The following is a 19,435-nucleotide window of genomic DNA, read 5'->3' on the forward strand; positions in this document are numbered from 1 at the left end:
TGGGCTGCGTCAGATGTTTAAACGCGACCGCTGGGGGACTTGCTGTCGCCGAGCCGCGCCACGGTGGGTGGTGCCGGGGGTAGCGCCCGGCACGGCTACGGCCCACGGCGCGTGCGCACCGTCGTCCCGCTCAGCCGCGACGGCCCAGCTCGACCGCGCGCCGGAGGTCGCGGACGTAGGCCTCCGGCTGTTCCCAGGCCGCGAAGTGGCCGCCCGCCCGGTGTTCCACGTACGCGCGGACGTCCAGGAACGCCTCGGCGTAGCTGCGCGGCTCCGGTTTGGTGTCGTGTGCGAAGACGGAGAGCACGGTCGGGGTGTCGATCCGGTCGGGAAGGTCGACCGGTTCGGTGTAGGTGCTGAAGGAGGTGCCGATCGTGCCGGTGGCCCAGTAGGCGGTGACCCAGGTGAGGAGTTCGTCCGGGGTGAAGGCCGGCCCGTCGGACCAGGATTCCAGCTTCTCGACGATCCACGCCGCGAGCCCGGCGGGGGAGTCGCCGAGGGCGACCGCGAGCGTGTTGGGTCGGGTCGACTGTTCGGCGATGTACCCGCCCTCGCTCCGGAACCACTGCGCGCAGCGGCGGAGGTGGTCCGCCGCCTCGGGGGTGAGCTTCGCCGGGTTCGCGGTGAGGGCACGCTGCGGGGCGGTGTTGGTGAGGTGCAGGGCGGCCACCCGGTCGGGGTGCCGGGCGGCGAGGAGTTCCGCGACGGTGCCGCCCACGTCGCCGCCGGACACCGTGTAGCGGGGGTGTCCGAGCCGGTCCAGGGCGTCGGCGAGGATTCCGGCGATCCGGTCGGCCGACATGCCGGGCGTGGTGAGCGGGGGCGCGAACGGGAAGCCCGGCAGGGCGGGCACGATCACGTGCACGTCCGTGAGCAGCGGCAGGACGCGTTCGAACCGCAGCACCGAGTCCGGCCAGCCGTGCAGCAGGACGACCACCGGGGCGTCGGGGTCCGCGGACCGCTGGTGGATCATCCGCAGGTCGGTGCCGCCGGCCGGCACCGTCACCCAGGGGAGCGCATCGATGCGGCGCCGGTGCACGGTCCAGTCGTAGGCGTGCTCCCAGTGGTCGAGCAGTTCGTCGAGGTGGGTCCCGCTGATGCCGCGCCGCTCGTCCTCGCTCCACGGGGTCGTGACGCGCCGCGTGCGGTGGAGCCGTTCCCTGATGTCGTCGGTCATGTGTATGAGCGTACACACGATGTGTATGCTCATACACATGACTTTGCGCAATGCGGCCGCGACCCGGCAGCGGATCCTGGACCACGCGCGACCCCAGTTCGCCCGACACGGGTACGCCGCCGTCACGGTCAAGGGCGTGGCGGACGCGGCGGGCGTGTCGCCCAACCTCGTCACGCGCTACTTCGGCGGCAAGGAAGGCCTGTTCCTGGCGGCGACCCAGGTGGAGATCCCGGTCTCCGGCTCCTTCGACGGCGACCGTTCCGAGCTGGGTCCGCGCCTCGCGGCGAGCATCGTCCGGCGCTGGTTCGGCACGGCCGGTGAGGACCCGCTGCTCGTGCTGCACCGCGCGTCCGGCGAGCGCCCGCAGGCGGCGGAGGCGCTGGCGGCCTTCCTCGACGCCAACTCGCTGGAGCCGCTGCACCACTACCTGCGCGACAGCGGCCTCGACGACGCGGAGGCCCGCCGCCGGGCCGAGGCGATCGACGCTTTCGTCCTCGGCGTCTCGACCCGCCGCCGGGTCCTGCGCTCCGACCTCGGCGACCCCGCCGACCTCCAGGCCTGGCTGGGCGCGACCATCCAGCGCCTCGCCGACGGCTGAGGTCCGGCGGCCCGGGGCGGGTGGTCGGGCCCGGCGGCGGGGCACCTGCGCCGGGGCGTCCTCAGGAGGTGCGCGGGATGTCCTGCGGCTCCGCCCCGGTGAGTGCCGCGAAGCCGGCGCAGAGCAGGTGGACGCTCCGCAGGAACTTCTCGTCCTGGCTCGGGCGGGGGATCGACGGGCCCATGAGCAGGGGGAAGCGCGCGCACAGGTCGGCGTAGAGCTCCGCGGTGACCGGTGGTGGTGCCGTGGGCCGGTTCTGTTCCTGCAGGACGAAGCCGGTGACGTGGCTGAGCAGGGTGTCGGCCGCGATGCCGCAGTGGTCGGCGGGCAGGCCGGCGTCGAGGAGGGTGCGCAGCAGGCGTTCCATCAGGGAGAGGGCGCCGGTGCTGAGCACGCCGGGGCTCTCGGCGAGGAGCAGGGCTCCGCCGGGGTGCTGCTTGATGCTCCGGCGCAGGGTGGTGGCCTGTGCCTCGATGCGGTCCTGCCAGGTGGCGGCGGGCGGGAGGGCTGCGAGGGCCTCGGTGCCGGCGTCGTGGGCCTGCAGGCAGACCCGGTCGGCCATCAGGGCGAGCAGTTCGTCCTTGCCGCGGACGTGGTAGTAGAGGCTGCCCGCGTGGGCGTCCAGGCGGTCGGCGACCTGGCGCATCGACAGGTTCTGGTAGCCGACCTCGGCGAAGACTGCCATCCCCGCGTCGACGATGCGCTCCTTGGTGAGCTTCATGCCGTCCACCGTACAACGTTTTCCAACACCGTTCGAAAACTGTGCTACGTTTGCGCCATCAGATTTTCGAACGGTGTTGGGAAGCACCGTCACCCGGGGGAGGGGCGGACACATGGAGGCGATCGTCTTCAACGTGACCACGGCCGCGCTGATGGTCATGATGGTCAACTGCGGGCTCGGCGTGGTCGGCCGTGACACGCTGCGCGGTCGTCCGCTGCCGTGGGCGGCGATCGTCCTGAGCGCGCTCGCCGTCGGCGGCGTCCTGCTCCAGCTGGTCTGGACCGGCGCCATGGACGCGCTGGACGCCGACCCCGCCAGGTCCGGCTGGTGGCGCGAGTTCACCTCGGTGTTCATGCAGAACGGCGGCCTCTTCGGCGGCCTGTGGAACCTCGTCACCCTCGCCGCCGTCGCCGCGCTCGCCCACTGGTACTGGGGCGGCTCGCTCACCCTGCTCTTCTTCCTCGCGGGCATCGTGCTGCCCGGCCGCGTCGACACCCTGCTCGGCCTCGGCGACGGCCCCAGCACCGACCCCCGCAACTTCGCCGGCAGCTCCGGCGCCACCTACTTCCTCGGCGCCACCCTCGCCCTCGCCTTCCTCACCCGCACCCGCCTGCCCAAGGAGATCGCCCTGGCGGCCGGCGTCCCGGCCCTCGGCCTCGCGATGTGGCTCGCCCAGGACAACGGCCACGGACTGGTCTCCGTCTACGGGTTCGCCCTCGGCGCGGCGGCGTGGGCGGTGCGCAGCCGCCTGGCCCGCCCGGCGGCCGACCGGACGGCCTGAGACTCTGAAAGCCTGATGCTCTGACGTCCTGAAGGCCTGACGACGGTACGGCTTGACGACCGTACGGCCTGGCGGAGTCGGCCCCGAGTTTCCGGAAGCCCGTCGCGCGGGGGCGCGGCGGGCTTCCGGTCATGCGTCCGCGTTCGGCGAGGGAACCGAGCAGGCCGGGCCCGAGTGATCAACAACCAGACCGCGAACCGGACCACCCGGGCCGGCAACCACCGGATCAGCGCCGCGATGCGCGGCCAGGCAGCAACGCTGGAGCGGCTCCGCGTCGACCGACAGCTCGAACAGGCCATGGTCCATGGCCCCGACCCGCTCCACCTCGCCCAGGTCTTCGGGCTCGACGAGAAGACCGCCATGCGTGACGCGGACTCGGCCCGGCGCCTCCTGGAAACCAGTGCCGAATCGTGGACCGTCGTGACAGCGTCGGCGGATGATCAACGCTGAGGACCTGGTCGGCAGGCACCTACTGAAGGTGACGACGTCCTGGCACCACTACCAGGAGACCGAGCCCTCCCTCCTGCACCTGTGGTTGCACATGGACGGCCTCGGCCCCGTTCGGTTCCACACGCCGGGCGACGGGCTGTCCCTGGAGATCGACCGGCCTCACGGCCCCTACGACATGGGGGAGTACGGCCACACCACGGTCGAGGACGACCTGCCCGACTTCCCCATGACCCGGCTCGTCGGCCAGCGGATCGTCTCCATCCGGGAGATCCGCTACCAACACGACAACTACGACTTCGCCATCGGCATCACCGTCCAGTTCCCCGGTGGCACCATCCGCATCCTCAACCTCGCGGACGAGATCGTCCTGGCCCATGACCAGCACCTGGGGCCGGTTGAGGAGCATCTCCACGAGGCGACGCCACCCACGAGCCAGGACGCCTCGCCGTGAGTCGGCACGGAATGCGAGGGTCGATCCCTGCAGAGCACAACATCCGACCCGCGGGTTCCCGCTGAAGAGCCTTCAGTTTCCCTGAACCCACGGGGCTCACGGGGCATGAGGAACATCGGAACTGAGGTTCTGGGGTGCCGGAGCCTTCGGCAGGCGTGTTGATCGACTGTCTGGAGCTCCGGGGGCGGGGGCCTCTGGTGCGCGGTGACGGAGTTCGGCGTGTGGTGGGAGCGCTTCGTGCTCTACGTGGCGGACCCGGCCGACCGGTCGTGGTCGTGCGTCCGCCGGTCCCACGACGAGGTGGTGCCGAGCCCGTGGGTCACGGCGGACGGCGTCATCGCCGTCTCGTCCGGGGGCAGGCTGCTGCGCTACGGGCGGGGCCGGCGCCGGTGGAGCACCACGAACCTGTGGCCCGTGCTGCGCCGTCCCGGACTTGCGGTCCGGTGCCGGTGCCGCAGCCGATGCCCGTTCCGACACCGGTGTCGACGTCGAGGTCGCCGTCACCGGCATGGCGGTGGCGGGGGACCGGCTGCTGCTCGTCGTAGGCCCGTCGGGGGAGGGGACGCGCGGGGGCCGGGCTGTCTGCTCGCTCCCGCTGGACGGCAGGTCCGCGGAGGTCCTCTTCGACCTCGGGGACCCGGACACCGAGGTCCTCGCCGTGACGGTCTGAGTGGCGGGGCCGCGGCTGTCGCAGGTGCGCAGTACGGTCCTGTCATGGCAGCCAGAATCGATCTGACCTTCGACTGTGCGGACGCGGGGCTCCTCGCCGCGTTCTGGAAGACGGCCCTGGGGTACGTGGACGAGCCGCCGCCCGCGCCGTTCCGGACGCGCGAGGAGTGGCTGGCGCAGTTCGACCTGCCGGAGGACGACTCCGAGGACGACGGCGCCTGGCTCTGCGATCCCGAGGGAGCCGGGCCCCGCTTGTGCATCCTCAAGGTGCCCGAGCCGAAGACCGCGAAGAACCGGCTCCACATCGACGTCCGGGTGCCGGGACACGGCAGCCCGGCGGAGCGGTGGGCCCGGATCAGGGCGGAGTCCGCGCGGCTGGTCGAAGCGGGCGGGACGGTCCTGGAGGAGTTCGACGGGCACCACGTGGTGATGGCGGACCCGGAGGGCAACGAGTTCTGCGTCGCCGCCGCCCCGGCCGGGCGCTGACCCGGCCGGCCCCGTCCTCAGTGGGGCGCGACGGCGTACTGCCGGTGGAGCGACGTGACTTGACCCAACCAGAACTCCCACCGAGCGTGCTTCGAAACGCCGGGCGGGAGCAAACCGAGTTGCCTGGCCAGGACATAGAAGCCGGGGCCGGCGTCGTTGGCGTCCAGGTAGAGCACCAGGGCCGAGATCATGAGGCCCGACTTCGGGTAGTTCCGGTCGACCATCAGCCCCAGTAGGTGCCCCAACGCCGCTCTCTCGCTGGCTTGTTCGAAGTCGAAGCCGGCGATGCCCGTCCTGCGGGCCAGGGTGGTGTCGAGCTCGGTGTACGACGTCACCTTCTGCAGTCGAGCGCGTTCGATGAGGAACCCGAGGCCGGTTTCGGTCAGCAGGTCCCAATCGTCGTCGCTTCGGCCGTACGCAGTCATGGGGTTGTTCCTTCGGAGTCGGCCGACCAGGGTCGAGCAGGGGGGTGGTCGGGCTGAAGGAGTGACGCATCGGCTGGGCCCTCTCCCGGGGGCATCCGGAGGACGGCGAGGCGCGTCGAGCGGCCCGTCGTGGGTGATCCGAGCCCCGGCGGGAGGCGCCGCCCGGCAGTCACTGCCGGTGATCTTCAGGGCCCGGCCTGTACTCCACCCGATACCGGCGGCCCAGCTGGAGGATGTCGATCTGAGTCACGATGTCATCATCCTGGTGGACGCTCGGATCCGCCAGGTGCAAGTTGTCAGTGCCGCAGGGAAGTTCACGGTATTCGACGGCCGCAGTGACGGTTCGAGCAGCGCTGCTTCCTTTCAGGCCCGGCTCACCGGTGAACGGGTGTGCGAACAGGGCCCGCTTCACCAGCCCTCCACTCCAGGAGGGAAGAAGGCCCTTTCGTCCGAGCGGACGGAGACGGTGCGCCCGTGCTGCCGGGCAGTGGCGCAGCGAAGGTCACTGTCCTGCCACCGGCCACCTTTGTCCCCGATTCACCGAGCAGAACTCCCTTGGCCTGAGGAAGAATTCGGGCTGTGGCACTTCCTGATCTCATAGGCCCCTACCGCCCGCTGGAACGCATCGGTGCCGGCGGCATGGGAACCGTCTTCTACTGCCTTCATCCCGAGACCCGGCGGCCGCTCGCGGTGAAGGTTCTTCATGCCGACCACGCACAGGACGTGGTGCATCGTCGGCGATTCGCCCGGGAGGTCGCTGTCCTGCGGAAGGTCGAAGGCCCGTACCTGGTGCCACTGGTCGACGCCGACCCGGATGCTGCGCAGCCGTGGCTAGCCACGCCCTACGTGCCAGGCAACACCCTCCACCAGCACGTCCGGTGTCACGGGCCGCTGACGGATGAGAGGCTGACGACGTTCGCCGCCGCGACCGCCCATGCTCTCGCCTGCATCCACTGGGCCGGTGTCGCACACCGGGACCTGAAGCCCACCAACGTCATCCTCGCCGCAGACGGCCCGCGCGTCCTGGATTTCGGCATCGCCCATCACCTCGATGCCACCGTCGTCACCGCGACGCGCATGACCACCGGAACTCCCGGCTGGATGGCCCCCGAGCAACTCACCCGGGGTGAAACCACCACGGCCACCGACGTGTTCGTGTGGGGCGTGCTCGTGTGCTTCGCTGCGACCGGTCGCCATCCCTTCGGGAGCCCCACCGGCATCGACTTCCGGATCGCCAACACCGCCCCCGACCTCGGAGGCGTCCCCGAACGCCTCGCCGAGCAGGTCATGGCTGCCCTCGACCGGGACCCGGTGAATCGGCCCGCCGCCGACGCCCTGGCCGAGGCCGTTGCGGCCGTCTACGGCCCGGGCGGCACCCAGATGTTTCCCACCGTGGCGTTCACCCGGGTCGTGGACACTCCCGCCCGGGAACTGCCGCCTGCCGCGGCGCTGCCGCCCTCGCACTGGGACGTGCCCGCAGCCGACACCGATCTCACCGAGGTCCTCGCGCGTGCCGTTGCGGACGCACGGACCGAGGTACGGCCGACGGTTCCGCCGGTCGATGCGCCGCCCCCGCGCCGCCCCTTGGACGCGGTCCTCGGCAGCAGCACCGGGGTCCGCGCCCTCGCCGGTGGCGTGGCGCTCGCCGCCTTCACCACCGGCCTGGTCCTGGCCGTGACCAACAGCGGCGGCGACCGGGCTGGCACCCCCACTGCCGCCGTGACCGCCCCGAGCCCTGCCGGTACCGGTACCGCCCCGGGCAGCCCGAGCGCCACGCCCAGCGAGCCCCTGAGCTCGTCCCCCGCCCCGACCCTCACCCGGACCGCCCTGCCGGCTCCGCTCCCCACCCCGACCGCGATGATCCAGAGCCTCTTCGGTGGCATGGGCATCACCGTCCCGGGTGAGTGGCTCGTCACCAAGGATCCGCGGAACGACGGCCCGGCGGCGCCGGCCAACGGCGCAGGCGTGTCCCTCGGCCGCTACCAGCCCGCCGGAGGCGGCTTCGCGGGCATGCTGATCGCCTTCGACCCCAGCGAGACGGCCGACCGGATGTTCCCCACCGACCTCAGAGCTTCCAGCATCCTGTGGGCCGGACAGGACGGTGGTGATTCGGAGACGATCACGTCCGCTCACGCCGGTCCGCTGGTGTCCGTCGGCAACCGCAAGGCCCAGAGCTGGACAGTCCGCACCGACCTGCTGCCCGACTACAACGGCACCCGCACCCATACCCACCGGGTGTGGTGGTTGCCGGCCTCGCACATCCGGATCACCACCTACGGGGACCTTTCCGCGGCGCAGGACCAGGACGTGGACCGGATGATCGCCTCGATGACCCTCGGCCCGGCCGACATGCCACTGGACTGCGCCGACGCGATCTCCTATCTGGACCGGATCCACGCCCACGCCGGCAATGCGAGCATCGCCGGAGTCGGCTGCGCCTCCCTGGCGTTCGGCCGGAGCACCGGCGCGCAGGACCCCGGCACGATCAGGACCGGTACCGAGGCGGCCTGCGTCGCTCTCGCTCAGGGCTATCTGGAAGGGGCATATGGCACCCCGAGCGACGAGCAGTACGCGGCCGACCGCAAGAACTGCGATCTACCGGTGAAGAGCTGACATCGAGGTGGGCGCGACGGCGCTGACCACCTTCGTCTGCGTCGGAGCTGTCCGCGGCGGGGTAGGGGGCAGAGTCAGGAGCGGGTCCGGCACAGCTCCAGGACGAGGTCCGTGATCAGGCACCGCAGCGCGGCCGTCTCGACCACGGTCGGTGCTGCCCGGAGCCAGGAGACCCGGGCGCAAGAAATCGGCTGCCGCCGAGCCGACATGTGCTTCATGATCACGCAGGCGGGAGTTCGAGCTGTCGCCTCGGCCCTTCGACGACCCAGGAGTCGGCATGCCAGTCGAGTTCGACATCCCGGAATTCCCCGACGAGGAGCCGCCCGGCCAGATCGGCTGCCGGCAGAAGCCCTGGGACGGCGTCCTCGTCCGGGTGGACCGGATCCCCTTCAAGGCCGGAGACGAGCTCACCTTCGACGTCACGATCTGCGGCGACGTCCTCGGGCAGATCCCGGCTGCGACGGTCCAGGGTGTCGTGAGTATCACCGCGGACACCACCACGGTCGACTACACCATCCCGTGGGGCGGCGTCCTGGACGCCGTTCCCGAAGGTTCCATCACGGTCTTCTACAGCCTCGCCCCCGCCGGCGGCGGCAGACCGACGACCTCGGAGACCGCCGTGGTCCGGTACTCCCGCCGGCAACCCGGCGGCGCCGTCTGCGGCCCGAACGGCTGAACAAACGGCAGCAGGCACGTCGAGGGCGGTCCGCCGGATCGTCGGCGGTCCTCGCCGGCGTCGGCCTTCGCCGTGAATGCCGGCTGAGGCAACGGAACTGCCGTCCCACCGGCCGTGTGCCCGGAGGCGGGTCCCTTCCGGGACCGCCTCCGGGCGGGGCCTGCTGGGGGTGGATCCGCTAGAAGCTGACGATCTGCAGGAAGGTGCCGGGGTTGTCGGTGTAGTTGTTGCCGGTGACGTAGAAGGTGTGGCCGTCCGGGCCGACCGTCAGGTTCGAGCCGTGTTCGAGGTCGAACTCGGCGAAGTTCTCGCGCGGGACGGGCCGGTTGGTCGCGGTGTCGTACGCGGCGACGGTCGGGCTCGGCAGGTCGGTGTCCTCCAGCACGTACAGCCGGTCGCCGCGCGGGCTCAGCGCGAAGCCGGGGATCTGGCGCATCCCGGTGCCGAGGTCGATCGTGGCGGCGAGGCTGTCGGTGGTGAGGTCGATGACCTGGACCCGGCCGTCGGGCCTGGTCAGCGCGTACAGGCGGGTGCCGTTCGGGGCGAGTGCCAGTTCGTCGATGAAGCCGGGGGCGGTGATGGTGCGCACGACGGCCGGGCGGGGGCCGGTGAGGTCGACGCGGATGAGGCCGTCGGGGCTGCTGAGGTAGGCGGTGGTGCCGTCGGGCCGGACGACGATCTCGCGCGGGGACGTCGTCGGCAGGGGCACGTCGCCGGTGAACGCGGTGCCCGGGGCGGAGAAGGTGAGCAGGCGTCCGGGCAGGAAGGACGGGTTCGGAACGCTGTCGAGGTACGGCCCGCTCTGGCCGAGGTACACCGTCGCCCCGTCCGGGCTGACGGCCAGGCCGTACGGGGAACCCGCAGTCCAGCCGGCCGGGCGTGGCTGGTCCGGCACCGGCACGCTCGCCCGGAGCGTGTTGGTGCCGGTGTCGAAGACGTTCAGGGTGCCCTGGGTGATCAGGTAGAGGAGTTTGCCGTCCGGGGCGAGCGCCTTCGGGCCGCTCCAGAAGTCGGTGCCGGTCGGTACCTGGGCGAGGAACGCGCCGGTGCGGGTGTCGACGACGTCCAGGCGGCTGCCCGAGCGGGTCTCCTCCCCGACGTACGCGCGCCGCCCGTCGGGGCTGATCAGCGCCCGCTGCGTCCAGGTGGCGTCGGGGAAGGGGATCAGCCGTTCGACGCCGCCGACGGGCGGCTTGGCGCTGCCGGCCGGAACCGTGTTCGCCGCACTGACGACGGTCGCCGTGTTCGCCGTGTTCGCCGTGTTCGTCACCGCACCGGCGACGCCGCCGGTGCCCAGGACGATGGCGGCGGAGAGCAGGGCGGAAGCCCAACGGGCCTTGGGTAGACGTAAGTTCACTGCGCTTGCCCCTCCTGTGATGGAGTTGTGGGGATGGGGCGAGGCTACGTCATGGGCATGGCATTCGGGGGCCGGTTGCCGAGTGGACCCCACTCGCCCGCCCGCCGGCCACCGTCCGCCCGCCGCGGGCCGGATGTGGGCCGGAGGCGGGCCGGATGTGGGCCGGACGTGTGAAGCGCGGGCGATCGGGGGATGCGGTCCGGCTGGCGGATCGTTGAACGGTCATGGCGAGCGAGACGAACGACGGCGGGGCCAAGGGGCCGGTGGTGTGGGCGCTGGCCGTGCGTGAGGCGGCGCAGGGTCCGCCGGTCGCGGAACTGGTGGTGGGGGTCGGTGCGGACCTGCACGCCGAGCTGGTGGAGGCCGCCGTCGACAGCGGCTTCGTGGTCGCCGCCGGCGAGCCCCCGGCGACCACCGGTGCCATCGAGGTCGCCGGCGGCCGGGTGGAACGGCTGGTGCTGGTCGGCGGCCGGCAGGGGTGGGAGCCGGGTTCACGGGTCGAGGTGTCCCCCCGCTGGCTTGAGGCGGCCGAGGCGCGCGGTGAGGCCGTGGTGGTCGTCGTGCCGCCGCGGATCTGGCCGGTCGGAACGGCCGAGCAGGACCTCGACACGCGCATCGCCGTGTTCACCCGCTGGCTGGAGGAGGAGCGGGTGGCCGGCCGGGTCCTGCACGGAGCGGTGTCGGTGCGCGGCTGGTCGTGAACGCCGCGCCGGCGTCCCTGATCGAGGCTGCCGGGCCGGGCGTTCCCCCGCCTGGGTGGATCGGCGTCGTCGGGCATCGACTGCGGTGCGGTGGGCGTGCTGTCAGTGGTGTGGTGGCGGCCGGCGGGCGGTGCGGGAGGGGCGCGGAAAACTTTTTGGAAGTCGCCTGCAACCCCGGCGGGTGCCGCACGTCTGTATCAGTGAGAGGCACGGAAGGGGGCCACCTTCCGGAGGCGGGGGGATCTTCCGTCCGAGCGCCGACCACCGCGACCCGACACACGTCCGTCCGCGGGGCGTTTCGACCACTCACACACGCGCACATCCGCACATCCGCACATCCGCACATCCGCACATCCGTGCATCCGTACATTCGTTCGCACGTTCATTCGCACATTCACTTGTCACCGGCGTGGCCGAACCACTGGTTCGGCATGTCCACAACACGTTGTTTCCGGGGGGAAACCACCATGTCCAGCACCATCCGCACCCGCTCTTCCCGCCGTTCCGTTGTCGTCGCCGCCACGCTCGGCGTCCTCGCCCTCGGAACCCTCGCCCTGCCGGCCCAGGCCGCGTCCGCCGACGGCTCCACCACCGGAACGCTGAACGTGCAGGCACCCGCGGCGGTGGGCTTCGCCGGGCAGCCGGTCGCGTTCACCGAGACCGTCACCAACACCGGCACCCGGGCCACCGCCTACACCCTCGTCCTGCAGACCGAGACCGGACCCGGCACCCCGCCGCACGCCATCACCATCGACTACAAGGACCCCTCGAACGGGACCTGGACGCCCGTGCCGCTGGACTTCTACTCCGGGGCCGACGAGGCCACCTACAACGGCATGCTCAACGGCATCACCGTCGCACCCGGCCAGACGGTGACGGTGGACCTGCGGATCGGCGCCCCGATGGGCCTGCCCCACGACGGAGCCAGCAACGGCGGCTTCCCGTCCATCACCCTCGGCTCCCGCCTCACCACCCCCGACACCTGGGACAACCTCGCCGAGCAGTTCCGCACCATCGCCGTCGACCCCATCACCACCACCCTCACCCACGTCCCCGCCACCGCCGTGGCCGGCGGCGACCCCATCGAGTTCGACGCCGTCCTCGCCAACCCCACCCCCTCCGCCTACGTCAACCTCGGCAACGTGCTCTTCACCGACCCCCACGCCACGGTCTGGATCCGCACGGCGGACGGCACCTGGACCACCCTCCCCAAGGTCACCGGCACCGACCCCGCCGACCGGCCCGGCGTCTACCTCCAGGGCCGCGACTCCACCATCGCCGCCGGAGGGACCACCACCACCCACGTCCGCGTCTCCTACGACACCACCACCCCCCTCGGCGCCACCACCATCAACCCCTGCCTCTTCGTCAACGAAGGCGCCACCCCCTTCCTCGGCACCACCAACTGCGGCCAGGGCGCCACCATCAACATCTCCACCCCCACCAGCACCACCGCCACCAGCACCACCAAGACCACGGCCACGACCGCGAGCACCACGCCGGTCACCCACACCGCCGTCACCGGCGTGGAGGTCGCCACCGACGTCAAGCCGGTCGCCGACGTCAAGCCGGCACCCGCCACCCCCGTCGTGCCCACGCCCGGAGCCCCCGCCGCCGCCCCCGCCTCTGACGCTGTCTCTGTCTCTGCCACCACCGACTCCGACTCCAACGCCATCCCCGCCGTCACCGCCGCCGTCCTGGCCGTCCTCGCCACCGGCGCGCTCCTCCTCGGCGGCCGCCTGCGCCGCCGCCGTTCCTGAGCGACCCGCCCCACCCACCGACCCGCGCCCGACGACACCCACCGGGCGGGCGCGGGTCCACCCGGGCGCCGCCCCGGCCGGCCGTACTCGCACCCCGACCGGACGGCATCGTGGATGAGCTCCGCGCCCACCCGCCGCCGCGCCACCCCGGCCCGGGCCCGCCTCGCCACCCCGGCCCCGGCCCGCCGCCGCGCGACCCCGGCCTCGGCCCGGCGGCGGGTCCGCCTGGGTGATCGGCCCGGTGGCGGGCCCGGCGGGCCCGGCGTGTCAGCGGGTGCGGCCGTGGGGGCTCTGCCAGCCTGTTCCGCGCCCCGTGCCGGACGAGCCGCGCACCGGTACGCCGATCCGATCCGAGGAGACCCCTTGCCGCAGCGGTTGCCCCTTCCCCGGCTGACGGCCGTCGTCGTGGCCCTGCTCCTCGGGGTCTCGGCCTGCTCCAGCTCCGGTGCGCGCCCGGCCGGTCCGCACAGCAGCTCGCCGCCCGCGGACGAGGTGGCGGCGGGCGGTCCGCTGGTCGGCGACCCGGCGCTCGTCCCCGGCGAGCAGTCCTGCGCGGCCGCGGAGGGCAACGCCCCGTGGTACCCGACCATCGCGGCCTTCGAGGTCCACGACTCCAACCGGACGCACCGTTACGGGTGCGCGCACTTCGAGGGTGCCCCGTCGAACAACCAGGTCTACGCCTACAGTTCGCAGCAGGTCTACGCCACGCCGTACAACATCGTGGACCGCGGCCCCGACGAGCTGTACGTCTACGGCGGCGGCTACGGCGACGACCCGGCCGCGTCCGGTTCGTTCGTCTCGCGGGTGGAACCCGGGACCTTCAACGAAGTCTGGCGGCAGGTGCTCATCAACACCAACGCGACGGATGAGTGGGACTACCCCGGTGTCCTGAACGTGCTCGCGGACGGCAGCCTGGTGGTCATCTACGGCTACCACATCGCCCGGATCGACCCGCAGACGGGCAAGGTGCTCGCCCGGACCACCCTTCCGACCGGTGGGTCCGCCCCGCGCGACACCGCGTACAACGGCTACGACGCGCTCCCCGACGGGACCATCGTCGCCAAGACCGTCAACCGTCAACCCGGCTGCACGGAACAGGGGTTCAGCGCCTTCCTCAACTGCCCCGACCCGTCGGCCGTACCGCCGTCGATCATGGTGGCGATCGACCCGAAGAGCCTCCAGGTGCTCTCCCAGGTCGCGCTGCCGGAGATGATGGGCGGCCGCATCACCACGTCGACGCTCAACGGCACGCCGGAGATCTACCTGCCGGGGGCGACCAAGCTCTTCCGCTACGCCTACCGGAACGACGCCTTCGTCCCCGACCCCTCGTGGGGGCCGGTGCCGTACCTCAAGGACGGGCAGACCGCCGCGTCCGCCATGGCCGTCATCGGCGACTACGTCGTCACGATGACCAACGGCGGGAAGCCGACCCCGACGCCCATGAGCGTCGTCGCCGTCTCCCAGAGCGACTCGACCAAGGTGGCGAACATCCAGCCGTTCGCCGACAGCGGCAGCAAGAACAGCTTCATCCCGTCGATGGTCTCCGTCGACCCCGAGAACGACCGCGTCTACGCGATGGACGCGGGGGCGGGCAAGCTGGCCGGGATCGACCTCGCGAACGGCGCGCTGTCGGTGGCGTGGACGCAGGACCAGACGACGCTCAGCTTCACGACCCTGATCGGCCCCGCGGACCAGCGCGTCCTGATCGGGACCGACATTCCGGTGAAGTTCTTCCAGGGCCTCAAGAAGTACACCACCGAGCAGGTGGTGTGGCGCCGGGCCCAGGACGGCACCGAACTCGCCCGCTCCAGCCAACTGCCCAAGATGACCCAGGGGATCCTGGTGACGCCCGGCTACGCGGGACTCCAGTACTTCCTCACCGCGGACGGGCACGTCACCGGCCTCCAGGTCACACCGAAGCCCGCCACCGCTTCGCCGTCCGCCCCGGGCAGCCCCACGAGCCCCACGTCGCCGGCCTCTCCCGCCTCCCCGTCTTCCCCCGCGTCCCCCGCGTCCTCGTCCTCCCCCGCAACCGCCGGCTCGTCCGGCTCTCCCGGCCCGTCCGGCTCCGCCACGGTGACCTCGCCCTGAGTGCGCTCAGGACGCGGTCAGGTGGCGGTCCATCCTGGTCAGGGCGTCGCGGAGGGCGGCCCGCGTGGTGACGCCCAGCTTGGGGAAGACACGGTAGAGGTGGGCGCTGACCGTGCGGGGGGACAGGCGGATCTGCTCGCCGATCTCCTTGTTCGTCAGGCCGCCGGCGGCCAGCTCGGCGACCCGGCGCTCCTGCCAGGTCAGCGGCACCGCGGTGGGCGTCGGGGCGGGGGGTGCCACCCCGGCCGCCCTCAGCTCGGCGTGGGCCCGCTCGGCCCAGGCGGTGGCGCCGAGCCGGTCGAGCGTCTCGGCCGCCGGGGCGAGGAACGCACGGGCGGCCGCGGCGCCCTGGGCGCGGCGCACCCGGATCCCGTGCGCCAGCCGGATCCGGGCCAGTTCGAACGGGAAGCGCTCGGCGCCCGGGTGGGACTGGGCGCGCGCGTACATGTCGGCCGCTTCTCCGTCGTCCTGGGCCGTCATCGCCAGGGCCCCGTACGTGAGCAGGGCCAGGCGTGGGGAGAGGTCGGCCAGGCCAGCGTCCCGGGCGGCCAGCGCGTGGGCCCGGGCCTGGTCGGCGCGCCCGGTGTGCAGGGCGGCCTCGACGAGGTCGAGCAGGGTCCGCGACGCCTGGTAGGCGTAGGGCCGGAACGTGCCCGGTGTCGTGATGCCGATCGCGTGGAGGAACGCGCTCTCGTAGTCGCCGCTGCTCAGCGCGGTGGTCGCACCGGCGGCGTCCGCGAGCTGGGTCAGGAACCCGACGCCGCGCGGGCGGGCCCACGCGTCGACGGCGGCCTGCAGGTCGCGGGCCTCGTCCGCCCGCCCGCGCACGGCCGCGAGCTGGGCCAGGTAGGCCCGCGTCTGGTGCGCGAACAGCGCGTGGCCGGGCTCGGCCGCCAAGGCGAGGGTGCGGTGCCCGGTGCGTTCGGCGGCCTCCCACTGCCCGAGCGCCATCTGGTCGAGCATGATCAGGTGCAGCATGACGATGCCGCTGGACACGGCGCCGGTGTCCAGCTCGCGGTCGACGACGCGTTCCAGGTACGGGCGCAGCGGACTGAGGACGTCGAGGTGGTAGGCCGACACGGCGAGCCGCGTGACGTCCCACGGGTCCTGCTGCTCCAGGCCGGCCGCGGCCCGTTCCACCGCCCCGGACCAGCCGGCGCCGTGCCGGACCACGTCGCTCCAGGTGCTGCCGTACATCCAGGCCCGTTCGGTGGCGAGGCCGCCGAGGGAGGAGAGGACCGCGTGGGTGCGCTCCCACGCGGTGCGGCTCCCGGCGTACTGGCTGACGGCGAGCAGGAGGCTGACGAGCCGGTCGAGCACCTCGCCGCCCGGGTCCTGGCCGTTCCCGTTCCGGGCGTTCCCGTTGCGGCCGTTCCCGTCCTGGGCGTTCCTGTCCCGGGCGACCCGGTTCGCGGCGTCGTCGCGCAGCCGTTCCACCGCCGCGGCGACCTGGCGGTGCGTGGTCCGGACGTCGCCGTTCTGGTAGAGCGCCAGGTAGCCGTTGGCGAGGACGGCGGCGGGGTTGTCGTCCGAGCCGGGCGGGGACGCGGCCAGTGCCAGGCTGCGGGCCTGGCCGAGCCGGTTCGCCTGCCCGGCGACGAACGCCGCGTCACCGAGCCGCCGGGAGCGGTCGGCCCGGTTCTCGCTCAGTTCGGCGGCGCGGGTCAGCCAGGACACGGCCACGAGCGCTCCGCCGCGCCGGGTCGCCGACCGGGCCGCGGCCTCCAGGACGGTGGCCACGGTCTCGTCGGGATCGACGGTGGCGTCCGCCAGGTGGATGGCGCGCCGTTCCGGGTCGTCGCGGTGGACGTTCGCCAGCACCCGGTGCGCGGCGCGGCGCTGGTCGGTGGTGGCGAGCTGGACGACGCTGGACCGGACCAGCGGGTGCCGGAAGGCGAGGTCGCCGGTGGCCGGTTCGACGACCAGCAGGCCGCACGCGACGGCCTGGTCGACACCGCGCATGTGGTAGCGCGCGGTCGGGGCGGCGCCGTCGCCGGGCCGGGCCGTCGCTCCGTCGAGGGCGCCCGTGAGCAGCTCCGCCCGGACGCCGTCGCCGAGCCGGGCGAGGCGGGCGGCGTAGATCTCCTGGATCCGCCGGGGCAGCGGTACGCCGTGCGGGCCGAGCAGGTCCTCGGGGGCCCGGCCGCCGGGGCAGGAGGTGAGGTGGGCGGGCAGTTCCAGCAGGGCCAGCGGGTTGCCGCGGGCCTGGTCCAGGACGAGTCCGCGGAGCCGCGTGCCCAGGCCGGGGTGGTGCCGGTCCAGCAGACAGGTGGCGTCGGTGTCCGCGAGTGCGCCGACCGGGGCCTCCGGCAGTGCCGCGGTGTCGAAGCGTGAGGCGATGTCGCCGCGGAGGGCCACCAGGAGCTTGACCCCGGGGCTGCCGGCCAGCCGGCGGCCGACGAACCCGCAGACGTCGGCGCTGGCGTCGTCCAGCCACTGGCCGTCGTCGAGGACGAGCAGCAGCGGCCGCGTCGTAGCCGTCGTGGACAGGAGGTTGAGCACGGCGATACCGAGGGCCATGACCGACGGCGGCGGGCCGTCCGTCTCGCCGAACACGGCGTCGAACGCCACCCGGGCGGCGGCGCTCGGCCGCCTGCTGCCCGGCTGTGCGCCGCCGGGCAGGCTGTCACCGGGCTGTGCGCCGCCGGGCTGTCCGCCGTCCGGGAGCAGCGGGTAGAGAAGCTGGTGCAGCCCGGCGTAGGGCAGGTCGCTCTCCGCCTCGACCCCGGTGGCGCGGATCACCAGGTGGCCGCCCTCGGCGGCGAGGTCCGCCGCCAGGTCGAGCAGGGCGCTCTTGCCGACGCCCGCCTCTCCCCTGAGTACCAGGGCCTGTCCGTCGGGGGCGCTCACGAAGGCGGAAAGCCGCGCCCGTTCGCCGTTCCGACCGACCATCACCATGCCCGGTTCCACGCCCGGTTCCCTCCCCTGCCCCCGAGGCACGCGACCGCAAGCCGTATTCAACTGGACGGTTAGTTGATTAGACTGTGCCGTGGTGACCCTGTCAAGTAAACAGTTAGTTAGGAGCTGGGCCGATGGAGCGCGACGCCGAAGCCACCAAGCGGCGACTCATCACGGCCGGCCGGGCCGAGTTCGCCGCGCACGGGCTGAACGGCGCCCGCGTCGACCGCATCGCCGTCGCCGCGCGGAGCAACAAGGCGCAGATCTACCACTACTTCGGGAACAAGGCCGGGCTGTTCGACGCGGTCTGGAACGAACTGGTCGAACAGATCGTCACGGGCGTGTCACTCGACGTGGACGACCTGCCGGGGTTCGCGGCCAACCTGAGCGACCTCTACGCCGAGTACCCCGACATGCCCCGGATCATCACCTGGCAGCGGCTGGAGCGCGGAGACGCCCTCAACGACCTCGGGGTCGCCGAAGTGCGCAACCGCAGCGCCGCCATCGCCGAGGCGCAGGCCAAGGGCCTGGTCTCGACCCGGTTCGAGCCCCAGATCCTGTTCCCCCTGCTCGCCCACGTCGCCATGCTGTGGGCGGCGGCCAACCCCGAGATGCAAGCGGTCCTGGACCACACCGACCGGGCGCAGCGCCGCGACATCGTCCGCCGCATCGCCACCGCCCTGGTGGAGTGAGCCCGCCGGGACGCCGGGACGCCGGGACGCCGGGGCGCCGGGACGCCGGGGCGCCGGGACGTCGGCTCGCCGTGGCGCCGGGCCGCCGTGGTGCCAGGAACGCGCCACGCTCCGTCCTCCGTTGACGGGCCGGCGTAGAGGCGTCCACGCCGTCTGCCGGCCACCGTTCACCGACCGCCGCCAGCCGAGAAACGGGATTCGGCCCGAGCCCGCCACCGCGCGCGCCGATTGCCGTACCGTGACCGACGACGAAGTGGAGGACCCGATGAGCGCCCAGCCCGACCTTCCCGCCCCGCCGCCCGCCCCGTCTCCCCGCGCCGCTGTCCACCTGCTCAGCCGGATCCGCGCCGAGCGTCCCGAGCGGGCCGAGCGGTGGCTGCCGGCCTTCCGTCGGGACTGGGACAAGGCGGTGGAGGACTCCCGGCAGACCTACGACCTCACCCCGCTGCACGACGTCGTCCGCACCTGGCGGGCCCGCCTGGACAGCGCACCGGCCGTCGACGCCTTCGTCGCCGCGGGCATGAACGACGACGACGGCATCGACCTGTCCGAACTCGCCGGGGACAGCCGGTGAGTGACCCCGCCTGGCCCGTCCGGCTGTCCCCGCAGGCGGCCAAGACCTTCGCCGAACTCCCCGCCCACGCCCGGCAGATGGCCACCGACCTGCTCGACATTGCCTCCCGTACCCCCTGGGGATGGCCGCAGTGGGACACCACCGACCCCGAGGGTGAGGACGTCCGCTGCGCCTCCGTCGGCCAACTCAGCCTCGTCTACCTGGTCAACCGCCTCGCCGGGCGCCTGCACGTCATCGACATCGTCTGGCTCGGCTGACACACCGCGCGCACCCCGCCGCCGGCACCGCCGACGCCACCGACGCGCCGCGGAAACC

Annotated in this window: 21 protein-coding genes; 14 read left to right on the forward strand and 7 right to left on the reverse strand. The window is 72.7% G+C overall.

The window, feature by feature from the left end; genetic code table 11:
- Nucleotides 1–130: 130 nt before the first annotated feature.
- On the reverse strand, nucleotides 131–1,177 hold the full coding sequence (locus tag ACFV0O_RS00030) for an epoxide hydrolase family protein (RefSeq protein ID WP_380334008.1): 1,047 nt from the start codon (nucleotides 1,175–1,177) through the stop codon (nucleotides 131–133).
- 37 nt (nucleotides 1,178–1,214) lie between these two features.
- Here ACFV0O_RS00030 and ACFV0O_RS00035 point away from each other — a divergent pair, with 37 nt between their 5' ends.
- Nucleotides 1,215–1,775, forward strand: coding sequence for a TetR/AcrR family transcriptional regulator (locus tag ACFV0O_RS00035; RefSeq protein WP_380334011.1), 561 nt, complete (start codon nucleotides 1,215–1,217; stop codon nucleotides 1,773–1,775).
- 61 nt (nucleotides 1,776–1,836) lie between these two features.
- Here ACFV0O_RS00035 and ACFV0O_RS00040 read toward each other — a convergent pair whose 3' ends face one another.
- Nucleotides 1,837–2,496: a TetR/AcrR family transcriptional regulator gene (locus ACFV0O_RS00040; protein WP_380334014.1), complete on the reverse strand. Its 660-nt coding sequence runs from the start codon at nucleotides 2,494–2,496 to the stop codon at nucleotides 1,837–1,839.
- A gap of 112 nt (nucleotides 2,497–2,608) precedes the next feature.
- On the opposite strand from ACFV0O_RS00040, the gene ACFV0O_RS00045 reads away from it, so the two are divergent.
- The 5 genes from ACFV0O_RS00045 (at nucleotide 2,609) to ACFV0O_RS00065 (ending at nucleotide 5,333) form a co-directional block, all read left to right on the forward strand.
- Nucleotides 2,609–3,277, forward strand: coding sequence for a hypothetical protein (locus ACFV0O_RS00045; RefSeq protein WP_380334017.1), 669 nt, complete (start codon nucleotides 2,609–2,611; stop codon nucleotides 3,275–3,277).
- Nucleotides 3,278–3,451: 174 nt separating this feature from the next.
- Nucleotides 3,452–3,727 carry a hypothetical protein gene (locus tag ACFV0O_RS00050; protein ID WP_380334019.1) on the forward strand — a complete coding sequence of 92 codons (276 nt, stop codon included), beginning with the start codon at nucleotides 3,452–3,454 and terminating at the stop codon, nucleotides 3,725–3,727.
- Nucleotides 3,714–4,178 carry a hypothetical protein gene (locus ACFV0O_RS00055; RefSeq protein ID WP_380334021.1) on the forward strand — a complete coding sequence of 155 codons (465 nt, stop codon included), beginning with the start codon at nucleotides 3,714–3,716 and terminating at the stop codon, nucleotides 4,176–4,178. Before ACFV0O_RS00050 ends, ACFV0O_RS00055 begins: the two co-directional genes overlap by 14 nt.
- Nucleotides 4,179–4,611: 433 nt before the next feature.
- Nucleotides 4,612–4,848, forward strand: coding sequence for a hypothetical protein (locus ACFV0O_RS00060; protein WP_380334023.1), 237 nt, complete (start codon nucleotides 4,612–4,614; stop codon nucleotides 4,846–4,848).
- 44 nt (nucleotides 4,849–4,892) lie between these two features.
- The gene (locus ACFV0O_RS00065) at nucleotides 4,893–5,333 is read left to right on the forward strand and encodes a VOC family protein (protein ID WP_380334025.1); all 441 of its coding nucleotides are present in this window, start codon (nucleotides 4,893–4,895) and stop codon (nucleotides 5,331–5,333) included.
- 17 nt (nucleotides 5,334–5,350) lie between these two features.
- On the opposite strand, the gene ACFV0O_RS00070 is transcribed toward ACFV0O_RS00065, so the two are convergent.
- Nucleotides 5,351–5,758, reverse strand: a complete 408-nt coding sequence (locus ACFV0O_RS00070; RefSeq protein WP_380334027.1) for a hypothetical protein — start codon at nucleotides 5,756–5,758, stop codon at nucleotides 5,351–5,353.
- 169 nt (nucleotides 5,759–5,927) lie between these two features.
- On the reverse strand, nucleotides 5,928–6,170 hold the full coding sequence (locus ACFV0O_RS00075; protein ID WP_380334029.1) for a hypothetical protein: 243 nt from the start codon (nucleotides 6,168–6,170) through the stop codon (nucleotides 5,928–5,930).
- A gap of 167 nt (nucleotides 6,171–6,337) precedes the next feature.
- On the opposite strand from ACFV0O_RS00075, the gene ACFV0O_RS00080 reads away from it, so the two are divergent.
- Entirely contained in the window at nucleotides 6,338–8,371 is a 2,034-nt protein-coding gene (locus tag ACFV0O_RS00080) for a serine/threonine protein kinase (RefSeq protein WP_380334032.1), read from the forward strand.
- Between the two features lie 74 nt (nucleotides 8,372–8,445).
- Here the strand turns inward: ACFV0O_RS00080 and ACFV0O_RS00085 are convergent, their stop codons facing one another.
- Nucleotides 8,446–8,580: a hypothetical protein gene (locus ACFV0O_RS00085; RefSeq protein ID WP_380334034.1), complete on the reverse strand. Its 135-nt coding sequence runs from the start codon at nucleotides 8,578–8,580 to the stop codon at nucleotides 8,446–8,448.
- A gap of 68 nt (nucleotides 8,581–8,648) precedes the next feature.
- On the opposite strand from ACFV0O_RS00085, the gene ACFV0O_RS00090 reads away from it, so the two are divergent.
- On the forward strand, nucleotides 8,649–9,047 hold the full coding sequence (locus ACFV0O_RS00090) for a hypothetical protein (protein ID WP_380334036.1): 399 nt from the start codon (nucleotides 8,649–8,651) through the stop codon (nucleotides 9,045–9,047).
- Nucleotides 9,048–9,225: 178 nt separating this feature from the next.
- Here the strand turns inward: ACFV0O_RS00090 and ACFV0O_RS00095 are convergent, their stop codons facing one another.
- Nucleotides 9,226–10,404 carry a YncE family protein gene (locus tag ACFV0O_RS00095; protein ID WP_380334039.1) on the reverse strand — a complete coding sequence of 393 codons (1,179 nt, stop codon included), beginning with the start codon at nucleotides 10,402–10,404 and terminating at the stop codon, nucleotides 9,226–9,228.
- A gap of 224 nt (nucleotides 10,405–10,628) precedes the next feature.
- Here ACFV0O_RS00095 and ACFV0O_RS00100 point away from each other — a divergent pair, with 224 nt between their 5' ends.
- The 3 genes from ACFV0O_RS00100 (at nucleotide 10,629) to ACFV0O_RS00110 (ending at nucleotide 14,956) form a co-directional block, all read left to right on the forward strand.
- Entirely contained in the window at nucleotides 10,629–11,105 is a 477-nt protein-coding gene (locus ACFV0O_RS00100) for a hypothetical protein (protein WP_360266667.1), read from the forward strand.
- Nucleotides 11,106–11,572: 467 nt separating this feature from the next.
- Complete coding sequence (locus ACFV0O_RS00105) at nucleotides 11,573–12,865, forward strand: hypothetical protein (protein ID WP_380334042.1); 1,293 nt, start codon at nucleotides 11,573–11,575, stop codon at nucleotides 12,863–12,865.
- A gap of 363 nt (nucleotides 12,866–13,228) precedes the next feature.
- Nucleotides 13,229–14,956, forward strand: a complete 1,728-nt coding sequence (locus ACFV0O_RS00110) for a hypothetical protein (RefSeq protein WP_380334045.1) — start codon at nucleotides 13,229–13,231, stop codon at nucleotides 14,954–14,956.
- Between the two features lie 6 nt (nucleotides 14,957–14,962).
- Here ACFV0O_RS00110 and ACFV0O_RS00115 read toward each other — a convergent pair whose 3' ends face one another.
- Nucleotides 14,963–17,848 carry an AAA family ATPase gene (locus tag ACFV0O_RS00115; RefSeq protein WP_380335343.1) on the reverse strand — a complete coding sequence of 962 codons (2,886 nt, stop codon included), beginning with the start codon at nucleotides 17,846–17,848 and terminating at the stop codon, nucleotides 14,963–14,965.
- Nucleotides 17,849–17,988: 140 nt separating this feature from the next.
- Between ACFV0O_RS00115 and ACFV0O_RS00120 the strand changes: the two genes are divergently transcribed.
- The 3 genes from ACFV0O_RS00120 to ACFV0O_RS00130 all read left to right on the forward strand — a co-directional run bounded on the left by ACFV0O_RS00120 (nucleotide 17,989) and on the right by ACFV0O_RS00130 (nucleotide 19,377).
- Complete coding sequence (locus tag ACFV0O_RS00120; RefSeq protein ID WP_380334048.1) at nucleotides 17,989–18,546, forward strand: TetR family transcriptional regulator; 558 nt, start codon at nucleotides 17,989–17,991, stop codon at nucleotides 18,544–18,546.
- A 238-nt stretch (nucleotides 18,547–18,784) separates the two neighbouring features.
- Complete coding sequence (locus ACFV0O_RS00125) at nucleotides 18,785–19,120, forward strand: DUF6247 family protein (RefSeq protein ID WP_380334051.1); 336 nt, start codon at nucleotides 18,785–18,787, stop codon at nucleotides 19,118–19,120.
- Entirely contained in the window at nucleotides 19,117–19,377 is a 261-nt protein-coding gene (locus ACFV0O_RS00130; RefSeq protein WP_380334054.1) for a hypothetical protein, read from the forward strand. Before ACFV0O_RS00125 ends, ACFV0O_RS00130 begins: the two co-directional genes overlap by 4 nt.
- The last annotated feature ends 58 nt before the right edge of the window (nucleotides 19,378–19,435 follow it).

This window comes from Kitasatospora sp. NPDC059577 (assembly GCF_042735475.1).
In the GTDB taxonomy this organism is placed as follows: domain Bacteria; phylum Actinomycetota; class Actinomycetes; order Streptomycetales; family Streptomycetaceae; genus Kitasatospora.

Bases quoted from the DNA above. Each gene is read 5' to 3' on its own strand.
- ACFV0O_RS00070 (WP_380334027.1), bottom strand. From the start codon at position 5,758: ATGACTGCGTACGGCCGAAGCGACGACGATTGGGACCTGCTGACCGAA.
- ACFV0O_RS00030 (WP_380334008.1), bottom strand. From the start codon at position 1,177: ATGACCGACGACATCAGGGAACGGCTCCACCGCACGCGGCGCGTCACG.
- ACFV0O_RS00065 (WP_380334025.1), top strand. From the start codon at position 4,893: ATGGCAGCCAGAATCGATCTGACCTTCGACTGTGCGGACGCGGGGCTC.
- ACFV0O_RS00055 (WP_380334021.1), top strand. From the start codon at position 3,714: ATGATCAACGCTGAGGACCTGGTCGGCAGGCACCTACTGAAGGTGACG.
- ACFV0O_RS00085 (WP_380334034.1), bottom strand. From the start codon at position 8,580: ATGTCGGCTCGGCGGCAGCCGATTTCTTGCGCCCGGGTCTCCTGGCTC.
- ACFV0O_RS00090 (WP_380334036.1), top strand. From the start codon at position 8,649: ATGCCAGTCGAGTTCGACATCCCGGAATTCCCCGACGAGGAGCCGCCC.
- ACFV0O_RS00045 (WP_380334017.1), top strand. From the start codon at position 2,609: ATGGAGGCGATCGTCTTCAACGTGACCACGGCCGCGCTGATGGTCATG.
- ACFV0O_RS00115 (WP_380335343.1), bottom strand. From the start codon at position 17,848: ATGGTCGGTCGGAACGGCGAACGGGCGCGGCTTTCCGCCTTCGTGAGC.
- ACFV0O_RS00105 (WP_380334042.1), top strand. From the start codon at position 11,573: ATGTCCAGCACCATCCGCACCCGCTCTTCCCGCCGTTCCGTTGTCGTC.
- ACFV0O_RS00040 (WP_380334014.1), bottom strand. From the start codon at position 2,496: ATGAAGCTCACCAAGGAGCGCATCGTCGACGCGGGGATGGCAGTCTTC.
- ACFV0O_RS00120 (WP_380334048.1), top strand. From the start codon at position 17,989: ATGGAGCGCGACGCCGAAGCCACCAAGCGGCGACTCATCACGGCCGGC.
- ACFV0O_RS00035 (WP_380334011.1), top strand. From the start codon at position 1,215: ATGACTTTGCGCAATGCGGCCGCGACCCGGCAGCGGATCCTGGACCAC.
- ACFV0O_RS00100 (WP_360266667.1), top strand. From the start codon at position 10,629: ATGGCGAGCGAGACGAACGACGGCGGGGCCAAGGGGCCGGTGGTGTGG.